Below are 15,061 nucleotides of genomic sequence, written 5' to 3'. Positions count from 1 at the left end.
AGTCAATTGCCTTTCTTTGGCTTCGGCTTCGAAAGCCGAAGGTTGCGATAAGAGGTTGCGGGGTAGGTGACGGTCGACGCTTCGCGGTGCACGGTGCTGGCGGAAAGCTTCCAGCCGCCGCCGAACACGGTTTCCGTGTCTTTGATGAAATCGAGCAATTCCGCCGAGGTGCGTTCCTTGTCTTCCTTGGCGTTTTTGAACGCGATGTCGGCGGCGTACTTCGCGGCGAAAAGTTCCTGCAGCTTCGCCGGGTCAAGCTCGGGCTCTTCGCCAGGCAGGTCGAGGTTGAAGGACTTCGCCACCGTGGCATGCCGGTAAAGCGTGCGGATGGTTTCATAATCGGCGAGGTAGTCAGCCGCGGGGGCTTCGCCGCGCTTCACTCGGCCGTGCATGTCTTCAACGCGGCTGATGATTTCCGCGATCACCTCGGCGTCACGCTCGCGTCGGAACGCCTTGACAGTGTTGCCGCCGATAAGGCCGGCCACAACGCCCCACATAAAGCCGGTGACGGCAAGCTGATGCTGCACTTGAAACTCGATGTGCGGCGGGGCTTCGTCTTCTGACCAGTCTTTGCCGGCCACGAACAGGTCGACGTTCTTGATCTCAAGCACGCCGTACCCAAGTTCGGGCCTCGCGGGATCCGTGATGATGTAGTCGGGCGAAGCCCCCATGCCGGCCACGGTCTTGGACCTGGCGTAGAGGAAGGGGTGAGCGTCTACGATTTCCCATCCGTTGTCGGCGCACACGCCGAGGGCGATTGCATTTTGCAAACGCTTACCCCAAAGCATACGCTCGGTTTCTTCGAACTCGACCGTGATGTTCCCCGCCATCCGGTGGAACATGTCAAACGGCGTCATGTAGGGTGAGCACCCGAAGAGCGCCGCCGCGCTAGTCGCGGTGATGTCCGGCTTGCGGAGTTTGTGCCAGGTGCTTTCTTTGCGCGGCCAACACCATTCGGCCTCGGCGGAATATGGCGCCTTGCTCATGCGCGCACCTCGGCGAGCGCCGCCGCTTCGATGATGGCGCGATAAGTGCGCCAGCGGCCGGCGTGGTATACTCCGAGTGTTCCGATTTGTTGGCCGGTGAGGGTAAGCATGAGGCCCGGAACTTCAATCCATGCCTCGTCGACCCGCACTTCCGTGCCGGCGACACGGACCTCGGCCAGCAATGTTCCGAGCGGGATCAGGGTTCCGATGGTGAGGTCGTAGTCGGCGGCGCCGCGCTCGATATGGCCGTCGATGGCGGCGGGGCCTTCCCATTCCGCGACAAGGTGGTTCGCGTCTTCAAGACCGCCGCTTAGCCACTGGCCGAATTTATCGAAGGCGCCGATACCCTCGGCTACAAACCATGCCAGGCGGCCCAGGATATCGCGCGCCGGCCCGTCTTCACCTTCCCGATAAGGGCGCAACGGCCCGACCTTTTTGCCGCCTTGGGAGCGATAAACCCCGCCTGTAGAAACCAACATGTACCCCGAATCCTTCGTTTGCGTTTTGCCAACTGTTTGTAATATGCAAACACGCTATCGAGGCCGTCAATCGGGAAAGTGCGACAGATTGATAGAATTTGAGATTATCAACCGGACGTGCGCTGTATCAGGCCGTCGCGGGCTTCATCATCACAATGGGCGCGTACCACTCGACCTCGCCTTCGGTCACGTCCGGCGTGCCCATGATGCCGAAGAGAAGGTGCGTACCTGGCGAGTAGCCCCGGCGGACAAGCCGAAGCATGATGTCGCCGCCCTTGAGGCCTACCACGCATCCCCGGCCGATCATCTTGTCGTCGGCCTCGCGCCTCGGGCCAGACACCACTATCCAGCCGTCCAGAACGTCCATTTTGCTTTGCGGCGTCCGCCACTGGAAAGCGCTGGAACCGGGCTCAACGTTCGTTCCCACGTCAACCATGCGCTTGCGGCGCCCGGACGAGTCGGGGATCACATGGGAGCTTTCATCAATCCAGCCCTCAAAGGGCAGCATTTGGGGCGTGACATCATCGCCGGCCCGGATGCCGTCAACGCGAACTCCGAAACGTTCCATGACCTCGGTCGCGGTAACGCCCAAGATGCGGGCCATATCGGCGGCGGCGGTAAGAGTGAGTTTGCGCTTGCCGGCCAAAAGCAAGCTCATGCTCGATTTATCGATACCAAGCATACGGCCAAGGCCGGATTGCGAAAGCCGGTGCTCTTCAAGCTTGCGGCGAAACCAGTCGACGTCGGGCTTCGTCATTACGCTCAACACTCCCCTCATGCACTTAACGAATCAAGTCCGTATCAGCCTTGTTAACAAATAGCAAACGGTATCAGCAATGAAAGTTAACACGCCTTTGCAATATGTCACTCTTTTGTTTGCAAACGGAAAACGCGCGGACCTCGCCCGGTTACTCAGCCTAAGCCCTTCCACAATCGCCGGATGGGATAACGCGAAGCGCCGGCCGCCGGGGATGGCGGGCACTGTTCCGGCCGCATATGTGCCAAAACTGCTTAAGATCGCGGTAAAAAGGGGGCTCACGGTGGACCTAGCGAAATTGCTTCCGAGTTGATCTTTTTAATGGGGCCATTTTGGGGCCTTGCGTTCCGGCGGGGAACATGGTTTGCATTTTGTCAACGATTATCGGATTATATCAATCGTGACACGAGTCGCCGGCCCTGGGGATTTTGTTTGTGAAGTGTGCGGCGGCGCCGCGAGCTTCGGTTACAACGTCAAACTTTTGGCTGGCCGCCTCGGGAATTGGCGATGCTACGCGCATCGCGTTGACGAAATGCAAACGGTGCGCAAGGCCGAGCCGGTGGACCCCCCGGCGCCGAAGCCCCCGGCACCCGAACCGCAACAAGGGGACTTGTTTTAGCATGAAGAACCGAACGGAATTTCTGGACGGCCGGGTCGTCCTACTCGGCGGCGATTGCTTCGCCCGCCTTGACGATATCCCCGAGGGCTCGGTCGACGCGGTATGCTGCGACCCGCCCTACCACCTCACCTCGATTGTGGCCCGCTTCGGCGCCGAAGACGCGGCGCCGTCCGAGCCGAAGGAAGGCAGCGCGGGCGTGTTTGCCAGGTCTAGCGCTGGCTTCATGGGCAAGACATGGGACGGCGGCGATATCGCCTTCCGTTCGGACCTATGGGCAAAGGTGCTTCGCGTGCTGAAACCTGGCGGCTACTTGGTGGCCTTCTCGGGCACCCGGACTTATCACGACATGGCGTCCGCCATCGCTCGCGCCGGCTTCGAAGTCCGCGACAACATTCTCAACATGCTCGCCAGTGACACCCCCGTTGTGCGGTTCCTCGAAACCCTTTCGTCGGCCCAGGTTGAAGCGTTCTTCCGCTGCATCGAAGACAGCCAATTCGGCGGGATGCTGGCATGGTGCTACGGAACCGGCTTCCCGAAGAACCATAGCGTTTCAAAGGGCATTGACGACCATCTGTTCCGGCAATGGCTGGACGAACGGGCCGAGGTGCGCGCCAGGTACGACCGGCTTATCAAATGGGCGAAGAGCCGGGACAAGCGCAAGGTGTCCAAAGGCTTGCGCGGCCGGATCGACAAGGCGTTCCGCCGCAAGGGCGGTTTCCTCGGCCATTTCCTTGGCACTGAAACCCTTGTCAACGATATGCGCAACAGCGCGCTTCTCAGCGCCGGGAAGGGCGAAGAGCGTCCCGCCTATGAGCGCGATATCTATTCGCACGGGACGCCCGAGGCCGCCGAATGGGATGGATGGGGCACCGCGCTTAAACCGGCATGGGAACCGATATGCCTGGCCCGCAAGCCGATGATTGGCACCGTAGCGGAAAACACCCTGGCCCACGGAACCGGCGGCATCAACGTGGACGCTTGCCGCATTGACGCCGAGAAGCCCACGGGATGGGGCGGCAAGGCCGGCGGCGGCAACACATGGAACGAGTCGAATTCCGGCCTCGGGAAAGAGGGCGAGGCCCGCCCGGTCGACGGCCGCTACCCGGCCAATATCCTGCACGATGGCAGCGCGGAAGTTGTGGCCGCGTTCCCCGATGCGTCGGGCCAGAAGGGCGCCGTAGGCCCCGAGCATGGCGAGCGGAAGCGGAACAACGTCTATAACCCGATTGGCGCGCGTGACCCCTTCCCGCCTCGGCTCGACGCCGGCAGCGCGTCCAGGTTCTTCTATTCGGCGAAGGCGGACGGCGACGACCGCCTCGGCTCAAAACACCCCACGGTTAAGCCGGTGGACCTGATGCGCTGGCTTGTCCGTCTCATCTGCCACAAGGGCGGAACCGTGCTCGACCCGTTCGCTGGCACCGGCACCACTGGCGAGGCCGCCTTTTGGGAAGGGTGCAACGCCATCCTGATAGAGCGGGAGGAAGAATACCAAGCCGATATTGCGAAGCGCATGTCGCTTATGCTCGCCGGCCCGGAAACGAAGAAACGTGCGCGGACAGAGATAGAGCCCGCCGAGGGCCTACCGCTCTTCGGCGATGACACCGTCGCCCACGTCTCGCAAATCAACGCCCGGAAGGCCGTTGCCGCGTAACAAGCGTTTGCAAAATGCAAACGATTCGGAGAATTGACGCATGAAATGGACAGCCGAAAACAAGGCCGAGGCCGCGCGCCTTTGGGCCACAGGAATGAACGGCGCCGAGATCGCCGAGCTTTGCGGGTCAAGCCCGGAAGAGCTTTACGGCCTGGCTCGCCGCAACCCCGAGAAGTTCCGGCCGCGTGGACACGGTTCGAACCGCTTTCACAAGACGATGGCGCCGAAGACTCATGTCGAGGGGCCGGCGCCGAAGGCTTTCAAAGCAAGATTCCCCGAGAAGGCGCCAGGCTTTGACGGCGTGCCCCGTGGCCGCCTGACCTCATGCGGGTGCGAGTTCCCGCTTTGGGGCCATCATGAACACTACGACCGCGAAACTTCGCTGTTTTGCGGGGCACCGCGGAATCTCGACAGCCGGGCGCCGTACTGCCGTTTCAATGACGCTTTGACGACTGGCCGGGGCACCCCTTCCGAGCGCCGCGCGGTCCGCGACGCTATCGCTACCGACGAGCGCGAGGCGGTGGCGGCGTAAGATGGCCTTCGTTCTTCGCCCCTACCAGCAAGAGCTAATCGTTGAGGCGCGGGACGCGCTTCGCGAAGTCAATGCCGTGCTTGTCCAGATGGCGACCGGCGGCGGCAAAACCGGGCTCGCCGCTTACATGGCGAAGTCGGCGGCGGCGCGAGGCAAGCGGGTCGTGTTCGGCGTCCACCGGCGCGAGCTTATCAAGCAAACCGCGCTCACCTTCGACAAGGTCGGCATTCCTTACGGGATCATCGCTTCCGGCATGACCGGCGACCGGCGCCAGCCCGTGCAAATCGCCAGCATCGGGACGCTCGGCAAGCGCATGGATCAATACGGCGCCCCCGACCTCTATGTGCCGGACGAAGCGCACCACGCCGGGGCGAAGACGTGGGCCGACATCATCGAAGAATACGCCGCCAAAAAGGCGAAGATAGTCGGGCTGTCCGCCACGCCGGAACGCCTTGACGGCACCGGGCTAGGGAAATGGTTCGGGCGGATGGTGACAGGCCCAAGCGTGGCCTGGCTGATGGAACAAGGCTACCTGTCCACCTATCGCATGTACGCGCCTTCCTCGCCGGATCTCGGCGGGGTCAAGCGGTCCGGCACGGACTTCAACAAAGCCGAGCTTGAGAAGCGCATGGGCGCGACCGCCATCACTGGCAACGCGGTCGAGCATTACCGGCGCCTCGCCCATGGCCGCAAGGCAATGGTGTTTTGCGTCTCGATCAAACACAGCTTGAGCGTTGTCGAGCAGTTCCAAGCTGCAGGCTATCGGGCCGCCCACATTGACGGCGATTCCCCGAACCGCGACGCGCTTCTCAAGGCTTACGAGCGCGGCGAAATTCAGGTGCTTTCCTCGGTCGACCTTGTGTCAGAGGGCTTCGATTTGCCGGCGATTGAGGTCGCCATTTTCTTGAGGCCGACCCACTCGCTGGCGCTGTTCCTACAGCAAGTCGGCCGTGTGCTTCGCCCCGTCTACGCGCCGGGCTTTGACCTCGAAACCCAGGCCGGCCGCCTCATGGCGATTGCAGCGGGTCCGAAGCCTTTCGCGCTTATCCTCGACCACGCCGGCAACAGCATTCCGAAGGATCAGGGCGGGCGCGGCCACGGCCTGCCGGATGACGACCGCGAGTGGACGCTTGAGGGCCACAAGAAAAAGAAACGCTCGAAAGACGATGACGACGACGAGCCTGCCGTAACGACCCGCCAGTGCCCGAATTGTTTCCGCGTCCATCAGCCGGCGCCGACCTGTCCGCAATGCGATCATGTTTACCCCACGATGGGCCGCACCGTGCAGGAACTGGCCGGCGAACTGGCGGAAGTCGACCGCGCCAAGCGGGTTGAGGCCAGGCGCGAGCAAAGCCAAGCAAAGTCATTCGAAGACCTCGTCGCGCTCGGGAAGATGCGCGGCATGAAGAACCCCCACGGGTGGGCGAAGCACGTTCACGCCGCCCGCATGGCGAAATCCCAAACCCGATACGTTCGATGAAAGGTGAAGCAATGCCCCGCTCTTATTCCGACTACATCAAATCCGGACAGATGACACAGCTTGACGCGATCAAGCACAACACCGTGCGCAAGGGCGGACAGGTTGCCATGGCCGCCGTGCTCGCCGCTCACGTTCGGGACGGCCTACCGGCGGACGCTGCCGCCTTCGGTGTTCTTGACGCCCTGGCGGTGAAGCTTGTCGAATGGTACGGCCCCGCCGCTGCCGGCGAGGTCTTGCGGCATTACGCCGAGGTGTGCGAGCGGCAGAAGCCGGCGGCCACCAATGGCTAAGGTCAAGTCCGTTTTTGAGAATGAGGCCGCGCTTTGCGCCGCCTTCATTGCTGGCCTGCCGGACGGCTGGACCGCTTACGCGGAAACCGCCGGTTTCGACATCCTCTTGGTGCGCCAGACCGAAGGCGCCCAAATCGGCGTTGAGGCAAAAATGACCCTCAACGCCAAGGTGCTGTTGCAGGCCGCCGAAGGCCTGTACGCGGGCCGGGGCAATGGCGAGCGGGCGGCGCCGGACTTCCGCGCCGCCTTGGTGCCCTACGGCGCTGCCGGTGTGGAAATGAAGGCGATTGCTCGATACCTCGGCATCACCGTGGTTGAGGTGCAAAGCCAGGCCTCGCGGGACGAAGAGGCGCGGGCGCAAGCGGAGCGATGGGGCCTTACCTCTTGGCGTTCCCGTGACAGTGATAAGCCGGTGTTCACCCCGGAACTGCCGGCGCTTGGCAAATATGATTGGCGGGAAGAGTGGGCGGACCATTGCCCGGCGGAACGGTGCAAGGTGCCGGACTATGTGCCAGACGTCGCGGCCGGCGCCTCGGGGCCGTCTCAGCTTTCCGAGTGGAAGATTAAGGCGATCAAGATTTGCATAGTTTTGGAGCGCCGGGGCTTCGTCACGCCTGGCGATTTCAAGCACCTCAAGATTGATCGCAAGCGGTGGCTTGATATGCGGTGGCTCGCCCACGCCGAGGAACGGGGGCGCTACATTCCTGGCCGCTCGCCGCTCAACCTTCGCGCCGCTCACCCGGTCAACTACGGCCAGGTCGAGGCGGACTTTGACAAATGGAAGCCGGCGGAACCGGGCGAGGCGTTCAAGCCCACGGCGGCGCTGCTATGAGCACCGGCACCAATCTTATGAACCGTTGCCTGATCGCGCTTTCCAAGGCCGGCGCTACGGTGTGGAGAAACACAACGGCAAAGGGATGGGCGGGCAAATCGTTTTCATTGTCGCCCGGCGAGGTCTACCGTGCTCGAGGTGGCGAGCGAGTCGTGCTCGACGCCTACCCCATCAAAGCAGGGCTTTGCACCGGGTCCGGTGACATCATCGGACTCCTCACCATCGATATAACCCCGGACATGATCGGCAAGCGGGTCGCCGTGTTCGGGTCTTGGGAAGTGAAAGACGGGACGGGGCGACCCACGACCGAACAGGCCCATTTCGCCGGTTTCGTGGCCTCGGCCGGGGGCATCGGAACGATCATCAGAAGTGAAGCGGACGCGCTAGAAAGTCTCAAGGCATACCGTGGACAGTGAAAAGAAAATCCTCGAATTCCTCGACGCAATGCGCTCGGCGGGCGTCCATATGGACACCGCCAACTCGCGCGGGGCATCGCACCCGATAGCCGATGGAAAGGTGCACCGCGCCAACGCCCAGGGCAAGAAAAAGGCGAAGAACCAACACGTTTGGTATGTGCTGCACCTCGACACCCCGGCCTCGGGCGCCTTCGGCGACCTGCAAACTGGAATTCAGGATACATGGACGGAAAAGCGCCCGTCCAGCATGACGGCGGCGGAACGCGCCGAACTGAAAAAGCGCATGGCGGAAACGCAAAAGCAACGCGAGGAAGAGCGGGCCGCGCTCAATGCCGCCGCTGCCGCCGCTGCCGGCCTCATCATGGCCGCTACAGAGAAGGCGCCGGCTTCACACCCCTACCTCGCGAAAAAGGGTCTGCCGCCCTTCCCTGGCCTTCGGCGCCTGAAGCAAAACGTCAAATACGTGGTAGACCCCGAGGAAGACCCGCGCACCGCCCGCGCCGGTTCCCTTGTCGTGCCGCTGTACACGCCTGGCGCCGAACTGGCGAGCGTCCAGCTTATCGGCGATGACGGCACGAAACGGTTTCTCAAGGGCACTGCGAAAGAGGGGAATTATCATCCGATCGGCAAGCGGCCCGAAGATCCTGGCGCCGACTTCGTTATCACCATCGCCGAAGGCTACAGCACCGCCGCCCGCGTTCATCAGGCTACCGGCTACCTCACTATTACGGCGTTCGACGCCGGCAACCTCGGCCCGGCTTCAAAGGCGATAAGGGCGAAGTATCCGAAGGCCCGCATTCTGTTCGCGGCGGATAACGACCGGCTTGTGAAGATGCCAGACGGGCGGTTCAACCCAGGCGTCACGAAAGCGAAGGACGCGGCGGAAGCCGTGGGCGGCGTCGTCGCCTTCCCCGTGTTTGACGACGCCGAAATCGAGCTTACCGACTTCGATGACCTCGCCCGCAAAAGCGGCCTCGACGCGGTCCGCGAAGTCATCGACGCCGCGCTCAACCCGAAACCGGCGGCGGACGAAAACCCGCCGCTGCCCACGGACCCCGACGATTATTACCGGGGCGGTGAAGGACCAAGCGAAGACTTCGGCGAGCCGGCGCCGCGCGAGCGCGTGGCGAAGGCCGAGCACCCACTAGCTGACTTCGGCGCCCCTCATTTCCGGTGCCTTGGCGTGGATGAAACGACGCTGTTCTTTCAGCCCTCCAACGTGGCGCAAGTCATCGCCCTCAACGCCTCGCAAATGTCATCAAACAACATGATGCGACTCGCCAAGCTCCAATGGTGGGAATCGGAATTCCCCGGTTCGAAGAGCGGCGTCGACTGGCACGCGGCGATCAACGCTTGCATGCAAGCTTGCATGGCCCGCCGCAAGTTCGTGCCGCACAATTCGGTGCGCGGCCGGGGCGCATGGTTCGAAGGCGAAACCGCCGTCTACCATGCCGGCGACCGGCTAATCGTGGACGGTCAAGAGACATCATTCCACGACCACCGGGGCCGGTACGTCTATGACGAAGGCGAGGCCCTAGCCGTTGAGGTTGACGAGCCTGTTTCAACGAACGAAGCCCGGCGCCTGCTAGAGCTTTGCAAAAGCCTTCGGTGGGTTTCCCCGCTGTCCGGCTACTTGTTAGCGGGATGGTGCGTTGTGGCCCCGGTGTGCGGCTTCCTGAAATGGCGCCCGCATATCTGGGTGAACGGCCCGGCGGGCTCGGGCAAGTCGACTGTGATGGATCAAATAATCAAGCGCTGCCTCGGCGTCACCGGCTTAAGCGTTGTGGGCAATACGACCGAGGCCGGCGTGCGCGGCGCCCTCGGCATGGATGCCTTGCCCATCATCTTTGACGAAGTCGAGCCGAAGGATCAAAACAATCAAAACCGCATCAGGGCGATTATGGACCTGGCGCGCGTCGCCGCCTCGGAAAGTGACGGCATGATTTTGAAGGGCACCGCCGGCCAGAAAACGAAGGGCTTCCGAGCGCGATCAATGTTCGTGTTTGCCTCCATCTTCACTCAGATTGAAGGGTACGCGGACGAAACCCGCATCACGCAATTGTCGCTCGCGGACCCGTCACGGGATACGGACGAAGAAAAGGCGATGAATAAAAAGCACTATGAAAAGCTTCTGTCCGATATCGTGGGCCTGCTCTCGCCGAGCTTTTCGAAGCGCCTTCTAGCCCGCACCATCGCCCATCTGCCGACGCTACGCGCTTACGTGGACGTGTTCACCGTGGCGGCTACTCAGCACCTCGGGACACAACGCCTCGGCGACCAGCTCGGGCCGATGCTGGCCGGCGCCTACCTTCTCAACACGACCAAGCCGGTAACGGTGGAAGAGGCCTTGAAGTGGCTTCGTGCCAACGACTGGACGGATCACACCGCGAAGGGCGCGACAAAGGATTCCGAACGGTTTTTGCAGCATGTCACCGGCTACCTTGTCCGGCACAACACGCCCGAGGGCGGACAATGGGAACGCACCATTGGCGAGCTTTTGGAACTGGCCGCTTTCGCCGCCGATATGATGCCGCCTAATGACGGCTACGGCACCCAGGAACCGAACAAGAAAAAAGCGTCTGCGGTGTCCGCCCTGGCCCGCCTCGGCATTCGCGTATGGCGTGGGCCGGACGGCATGGTCGCGGACATCACAACGTCGCACGAAAGCTTCAAACGGTTGATCCTAAAAAACACGGAATGGGGGGCAACCAAGTATCGAGACATCTTGAAGGCGATACCTGGCGCGATCCCAGGCAAGGGGAACCGCTACTTTTCCAGCGGGATCAATACGCCGTTTGTAACGGTCCCGCTTAACGCCTTGCTCGGCGAGCGCGAGCCCGGTGAAGACGCGGATTGATCGTTGACAAATTGCAAACGACTCGTTGATTATCGTGATGTTGCGGCCCGCTCTATAGACCTCCCAGGGCGGGCCGCTTTTTTTGACTGATGAAACCAGGGAACCAAGATGCTCAAGAGAAGCTTTCTCGTGTCTGCTATCTTCGCGGTTTGCTGCCTCGCCTTCCCGGCTTGTGCTGCACCGGCCGCCGAGTTCGCCACCGTCTCGGTCGCCAGCATGAAGCATGAACTACCGGCCCCGCCCATTCTCGCGGTTCCCGGCGGCTTCGCGATCATGCGGGCTTCGGAAGACATGGTGCGAAAACCCGCGACGCTCGGCGCCAAGCGTACCGTCGCCGCTACCTTTGCCGACTACCGCTTCAAACCCCGCGCTGCCGACTGGCATCGAACTTTCGCGGTTCCGTGGGCGACCTGATCGCGCCGATTACACTATGTCTCGAAACCCGGCAGCGATCCCGGGTTTTTTCGTTGCGGCCGTTGAAGAAACGCAAACGACTCGGGCTTAGTGCCCTTCTCGCGGGGTAGCGCAGCCCGGTAGCGCGGTCGGTTCATGCCCGACAGGCCGGCGGTTCAAATCCGCCCCCCGCAACCAATTCGCCCGAATGGGCCGAAGGCACGCCGTTCGCCTACCTGGCTATTCAGGATAGCGGCGCGGTGGACCGCGCCAGGCTCACCCGTGCATGTTGGGCGGGCTCGGTTGTCACAATGGACGTGCCGCCCTACGGAATTGTTGCGGGCGCTGCCATTGGAGGGTAAGGGCTGCCGCCATGATCAGATTACGAGAGTACAAATTGCAGGATTGGAGCCGCCTTCGGCCCATCACCCATGCATATAAATCTATTCGCTATAGAGCTACTGACGCGCGATTTCTGTGGCAACGAGCAAGGAAAGGCGACATCCAGGCTATCCGCGCCGCCGCTCGGGACCGCCGTGTATTGCTGACCATAGCATTCAGCGATGCTCAATGCCTAGATTTGCAGTTGCGATTGACGCGGGGATTGGTTCGCCACGATCTGCACATCATTGCGGACAACAGCGTCGGCGAAGCGGCCGCCAATGAGAACGAGCAAGTGTGCGCGAGACATGGCGCCGTCTATGTCAGGCTGCCTGTCAATCCATGGACAGCAAGAAATGCCAGCCGCTCCCATGGCGCTGCAATGAATTGGATGTGGCATAACATTCTGAAGCCGGCCGCGCCGGCCGCATTCGGATTCCTTGACCAGGATCTTTTCCCGACACAGCCATGCGACCCCTTCGAACCCCTTAAAGACGCGGCCTTTCACGGCGATCTGCGTTGGGCAGGCGCGCGGTGGTTTCTCTGGGCTGGCTATTGCTTCTTTCGATTTGATGCGGTCGGCCGCGAGCCTCTGGATTTCGGACTGGACTGGTTCGCCAACCACCTAGATACCGGCGGTGCAAATTGGAACGTGCTCTATCGCCACACGGATCCTAACACCGTGCCGCAACGGCCGATCACTTCATTCGCAGCTTTGCCGGGAGCCGAACTCAGGCAGGCATATTGCGAATGGCGGGGAACTTGGCTCCATGAGGTCGGCCTGGACGGAGACTTGTCTTTAAAGGCGAAAAAGCGCGAAGCGGTCTTGCGGCTGCTAGAACCGGCGCTAGAGCGCGCCGGGCTTGCGGACCTGGCCGAAACGACGCTAGACCTCGCGGTATGAAAAAGATCCTCGCTGTCGCCGCGCTCGGCTCGTTTATAGCTACGCCCGCGCTCGCGGTTCAAATCGAGCTAACCCCGGTGATGGTCAAAGACACGACCGCTTTGATCAAGGGGAAGGGCTTCAATTGCCCTCTGGTCAAGATGGCCTCGGCTAAGCCGGCCACCGCTCGCGGCAACGTGGTCAAGGTTTGGTGCGGGCCGGATGACGGCACCGACAACGTGTTCGGCGATTTCCAGTATCGTTTGACCTTCCGGCCCGATGGCGGCGTCGACGTCGCCGAGTGGCGCTGATCTGGCGCTATCGCGCTTCTGCCCTAGCGGGTCAGTTTTAGCGCTTCTTCTCGAACCATTTCGTATATCGCCGGTAGAGCGCCGTGGTACTGCCGACTTCGCGTGGCTTAGAGGCCACGACTTGTGGCTTCGCCATGCTGTACTCTACCGGCTTTCTGCCTTCGCAAATTTCCCCGAGATTGCTGACAAACAGGGACACGTCGCCAAAGTAATTCGGGTACATCTGCACAAGCTTGCTGATCTTCCCGACCTCAACCAGCACGACCCTATCGTCGTCCTGACCGGACGCGATCCTGAATTCGGCGTCACCAAGCTCTTGCGTCGCGACTATAATGCTATCGTAGCCCTCAACGGCGACGGTGTGGTCTTTCCGATATCTAATCAGGAAATATTTCCCAGCATCATGCCGATTTGTTTCGGCGAAATGGGTGGCATTCTTGATGTTCTCAAGAACGCTAGTCGCGCGAAGTTTCCGGTTTAGGTCTTTAAGCTCTTTTACGCGCTCGTCGTGGTTGGGCATGCCCTCAACAATTGGGCATTCCTCGACATGCGAAAATTCCGCGCCCGCCAATTCAAACAAGCGCAGCCAATCTTGGTCGCCTTGGCCGTGCTTGTAATCTTCGCCGCGATATAGACTGGCGGCCTCGACAGCGGTTGCCCATGAATGCTGTAGGCGAGTGCGGATTTGTAGCTCGATCCGTCTGCCTGCAAACGCAACCTGTTCCGCGCCGCTCGGGTTGAAATTGAAGACGATATGATGGCTGCGATAACCGTCCGCCTTCGGCCTCTCAATGTATGGGTATCGCTGCCTGATTGGATGCGGGAAGGAATCCTCGATGGCCGCTATCAAGGTGCGAACCCCACGAATGTCGTGCATGATCGCGCGGCACCCGCCGAGATCATTCATTTGATCGAACTTGATAGTACTGCTGCTGAGTTTCCTTCTAATAGACGGCATCCTTTTCGGCCTTGCGGCCATGTCGCCGCGAATACCGTATTGGCGGAGCTTATGGCGCACGGAGTAGAACACCGAGCGCATTGGCATCACGTGCGAATCCCGAAAGCTATTTGCCACCGCGAAGGTTTCTATAACGGAAGCAAAGTCAGTGCTGGTCATGTCTTGATTAAAGACGATGTCTTGCGCCAAGCGGTCTCCCGCCTTGCGGACTGCCTTCATACTAAACCCTAGTTGCGGGTAGTCAGCCATCGGACTCGCGAACAGGCCCGTAGGTCTGCCGAATGGAATCATTTAAACAATTATATCTCGAAGGCGGCCGGTAGGGCTAGGCCGCCTTGATCGTAGGGATGGCGCTTACATCCACCTCGCGGGCGGCGTGCCAGGCATCAAAGTTCGCCTGCATGCGTAGCCAGAGGCCGGGGCCGTTCCCGAAGAGCTTCCCGAGGCGCGCCGCCATGTCCGGCGTTACGGGCTTCCGGCCCGCTAGTACCGAATGGAACTGCTGGCGGGAAATCCCGAGCATTTCGGCCACCGCCATCTTGCTCTTGCCGGCGTCTTCCAACAGATCCGCGATAAGCTCGCCGGGGTGCGAGGGGCAGCGGTTCGGGTCCGCCTTAGCCGGGATGTCTACGGTGTTCCGCCTAGTCTTGTCATCAGCCATGATCTTATTCTCCTAGTGGTATTGCTCGAAGTCAACGCGGTAGGCGTTGCCGCCTTCGAACTCGAATGTGAGGCACCACGGGCCATTCACATGGACGCTGTAGCGGGTCGGGTTGAAGCCGTGCAGCGCGTGGAAATCGAAGCCCGGAAGATTGATGTCGGCAACCGTAGCCGCTGCATCAATGGCGTTTAGCCGGACCAAAATGCGGCGGTGCATCCGCGCATCAATGGTTGACCGGCTTGTCAGCCAGAGGTTGGCGAGGGCTTTGTTTCTGAATGTCATAATCATGAAATTGACTGTAATCAATCTGATTACACTGTCAACTGATAGATTACAGTTGCGCGAACTTTTTTGATCGCTCGGGCTTGATCCGTTTGCGGGGCGTTCCCATCATAGGAATAAATTCCAGAGGCGGGAACGATGTCACGGCGGTGGACGAATGAGGCTGATTTAGCCGCGCTGTTGATCGCTCGGGGAAACGCGTGCCGACGCGTCGTGCTGGCACCGGACACCGCCTATTTTGTGGGGCTCAAGCTAATGACCGCCTCGGCGAAGCCAACCGCCGCCGAGGTCGC

The 15,061-nt window shown here is 61.1% G+C and carries 16 protein-coding genes and 1 tRNA gene; 11 read left to right on the top strand and 6 right to left on the bottom strand.

All coding sequences use genetic code 11. From position 1 onward, the window contains the following. Positions 1-2 precede the first annotated feature (2 nt). The 3 genes from O7A05_RS09245 to O7A05_RS09235 form a co-directional block, all read right to left on the bottom strand. Positions 3-986, bottom strand: coding sequence for a YqaJ viral recombinase family nuclease (locus O7A05_RS09245; protein ID WP_337092690.1), 984 nt, complete (start codon positions 984-986; stop codon positions 3-5). After that, positions 983-1,465 carry a hypothetical protein gene (locus O7A05_RS09240; protein WP_337092689.1) on the bottom strand — a complete coding sequence of 161 codons (483 nt, stop codon included), beginning with the start codon at positions 1,463-1,465 and terminating at the stop codon, positions 983-985. The genes O7A05_RS09245 and O7A05_RS09240 overlap by 4 nt, the downstream gene beginning before the upstream one ends. Positions 1,466-1,592: 127 nt before the next feature. Continuing rightward, complete coding sequence (locus O7A05_RS09235) at positions 1,593-2,222, bottom strand: helix-turn-helix domain-containing protein (protein WP_337092688.1); 630 nt, start codon at positions 2,220-2,222, stop codon at positions 1,593-1,595. Positions 2,223-2,842: 620 nt separating this feature from the next. Between O7A05_RS09235 and O7A05_RS09230 the strand changes: the two genes are divergently transcribed. The 11 genes from O7A05_RS09230 to O7A05_RS09180 all read left to right on the top strand — a co-directional run bounded on the left by O7A05_RS09230 (position 2,843) and on the right by O7A05_RS09180 (position 12,867). Continuing rightward, positions 2,843-4,492, top strand: coding sequence for a site-specific DNA-methyltransferase (locus O7A05_RS09230; RefSeq protein ID WP_337092687.1), 1,650 nt, complete (start codon positions 2,843-2,845; stop codon positions 4,490-4,492). A gap of 40 nt (positions 4,493-4,532) precedes the next feature. Further along, a complete protein-coding gene (locus tag O7A05_RS09225; protein WP_337092685.1) occupies positions 4,533-5,024 on the top strand; it encodes a hypothetical protein in 492 nt (163 codons plus the stop codon). 1 nt (position 5,025) lies between these two features. Beyond that, entirely contained in the window at positions 5,026-6,504 is a 1,479-nt protein-coding gene (locus tag O7A05_RS09220) for a DEAD/DEAH box helicase (RefSeq protein ID WP_337092684.1), read from the top strand. A gap of 11 nt (positions 6,505-6,515) precedes the next feature. Continuing rightward, the gene (locus O7A05_RS09215) at positions 6,516-6,794 is read left to right on the top strand and encodes a hypothetical protein (protein WP_337092682.1); all 279 of its coding nucleotides are present in this window, start codon (positions 6,516-6,518) and stop codon (positions 6,792-6,794) included. Further along, on the top strand, positions 6,787-7,626 hold the full coding sequence (locus tag O7A05_RS09210) for a hypothetical protein (protein WP_337092681.1): 840 nt from the start codon (positions 6,787-6,789) through the stop codon (positions 7,624-7,626). Before O7A05_RS09215 ends, O7A05_RS09210 begins: the two co-directional genes overlap by 8 nt. Next, on the top strand, positions 7,623-8,042 hold the full coding sequence (locus O7A05_RS09205) for a hypothetical protein (RefSeq protein WP_337092680.1): 420 nt from the start codon (positions 7,623-7,625) through the stop codon (positions 8,040-8,042). The genes O7A05_RS09210 and O7A05_RS09205 overlap by 4 nt, the downstream gene beginning before the upstream one ends. Next, a complete protein-coding gene (locus O7A05_RS09200; RefSeq protein WP_337092678.1) occupies positions 8,032-10,899 on the top strand; it encodes a hypothetical protein in 2,868 nt (955 codons plus the stop codon). The genes O7A05_RS09205 and O7A05_RS09200 overlap by 11 nt, the downstream gene beginning before the upstream one ends. Before the next feature lie 129 nt (positions 10,900-11,028). Beyond that, entirely contained in the window at positions 11,029-11,313 is a 285-nt protein-coding gene (locus O7A05_RS09195; protein WP_337092677.1) for a hypothetical protein, read from the top strand. A 100-nt stretch (positions 11,314-11,413) separates the two neighbouring features. Next, positions 11,414-11,490: transfer RNA gene (locus O7A05_RS09190), tRNA-Met, on the top strand. Between the two features lie 343 nt (positions 11,491-11,833). Beyond that, positions 11,834-12,577: a hypothetical protein gene (locus O7A05_RS09185; protein WP_337092675.1), complete on the top strand. Its 744-nt coding sequence runs from the start codon at positions 11,834-11,836 to the stop codon at positions 12,575-12,577. Beyond that, the gene (locus O7A05_RS09180) at positions 12,574-12,867 is read left to right on the top strand and encodes a hypothetical protein (protein WP_337092674.1); all 294 of its coding nucleotides are present in this window, start codon (positions 12,574-12,576) and stop codon (positions 12,865-12,867) included. The genes O7A05_RS09185 and O7A05_RS09180 overlap by 4 nt, the downstream gene beginning before the upstream one ends. Before the next feature lie 37 nt (positions 12,868-12,904). Here O7A05_RS09180 and O7A05_RS09175 read toward each other — a convergent pair whose 3' ends face one another. The 3 genes from O7A05_RS09175 to O7A05_RS09165 form a co-directional block, all read right to left on the bottom strand. Further along, the gene (locus O7A05_RS09175; RefSeq protein ID WP_337092673.1) at positions 12,905-14,014 is read right to left on the bottom strand and encodes a RelA/SpoT domain-containing protein; all 1,110 of its coding nucleotides are present in this window, start codon (positions 14,012-14,014) and stop codon (positions 12,905-12,907) included. Positions 14,015-14,150: 136 nt separating this feature from the next. After that, positions 14,151-14,486, bottom strand: a complete 336-nt coding sequence (locus O7A05_RS09170; protein ID WP_337092672.1) for a HigA family addiction module antitoxin — start codon at positions 14,484-14,486, stop codon at positions 14,151-14,153. A gap of 12 nt (positions 14,487-14,498) precedes the next feature. Continuing rightward, positions 14,499-14,774, bottom strand: a complete 276-nt coding sequence (locus O7A05_RS09165; RefSeq protein WP_337092671.1) for a type II toxin-antitoxin system RelE/ParE family toxin — start codon at positions 14,772-14,774, stop codon at positions 14,499-14,501. Between the last annotated feature and the right edge of the window lie 287 nt (positions 14,775-15,061).

This window comes from Mesorhizobium argentiipisi (SeqCode) (assembly GCF_037179585.1).
In the GTDB taxonomy this organism is placed as follows: domain Bacteria; phylum Pseudomonadota; class Alphaproteobacteria; order Rhizobiales; family Rhizobiaceae; genus Mesorhizobium; species Mesorhizobium argentiipisi.
This window is presented reverse-complemented; position numbering and strand designations above follow the sequence as displayed.

Coding starts and splice junctions, on each gene's coding strand:
- O7A05_RS09230 (WP_337092687.1), top strand. CDS start 2,843: ATGAAGAACCGAACGGAATTTCTGGACGGCCGGGTCGTCCTACTCGGC.
- O7A05_RS09180 (WP_337092674.1), top strand. CDS start 12,574: ATGAAAAAGATCCTCGCTGTCGCCGCGCTCGGCTCGTTTATAGCTACG.
- O7A05_RS09225 (WP_337092685.1), top strand. CDS start 4,533: ATGAAATGGACAGCCGAAAACAAGGCCGAGGCCGCGCGCCTTTGGGCC.
- O7A05_RS09235 (WP_337092688.1), bottom strand. CDS start 2,222: ATGACGAAGCCCGACGTCGACTGGTTTCGCCGCAAGCTTGAAGAGCAC.
- O7A05_RS09215 (WP_337092682.1), top strand. CDS start 6,516: ATGCCCCGCTCTTATTCCGACTACATCAAATCCGGACAGATGACACAG.
- O7A05_RS09165 (WP_337092671.1), bottom strand. CDS start 14,774: ATGATTATGACATTCAGAAACAAAGCCCTCGCCAACCTCTGGCTGACA.
- O7A05_RS09205 (WP_337092680.1), top strand. CDS start 7,623: ATGAGCACCGGCACCAATCTTATGAACCGTTGCCTGATCGCGCTTTCC.
- O7A05_RS09220 (WP_337092684.1), top strand. CDS start 5,026: ATGGCCTTCGTTCTTCGCCCCTACCAGCAAGAGCTAATCGTTGAGGCG.
- O7A05_RS09170 (WP_337092672.1), bottom strand. CDS start 14,486: ATGGCTGATGACAAGACTAGGCGGAACACCGTAGACATCCCGGCTAAG.
- O7A05_RS09210 (WP_337092681.1), top strand. CDS start 6,787: ATGGCTAAGGTCAAGTCCGTTTTTGAGAATGAGGCCGCGCTTTGCGCC.
- O7A05_RS09245 (WP_337092690.1), bottom strand. CDS start 986: ATGAGCAAGGCGCCATATTCCGCCGAGGCCGAATGGTGTTGGCCGCGC.
- O7A05_RS09240 (WP_337092689.1), bottom strand. CDS start 1,465: ATGTTGGTTTCTACAGGCGGGGTTTATCGCTCCCAAGGCGGCAAAAAG.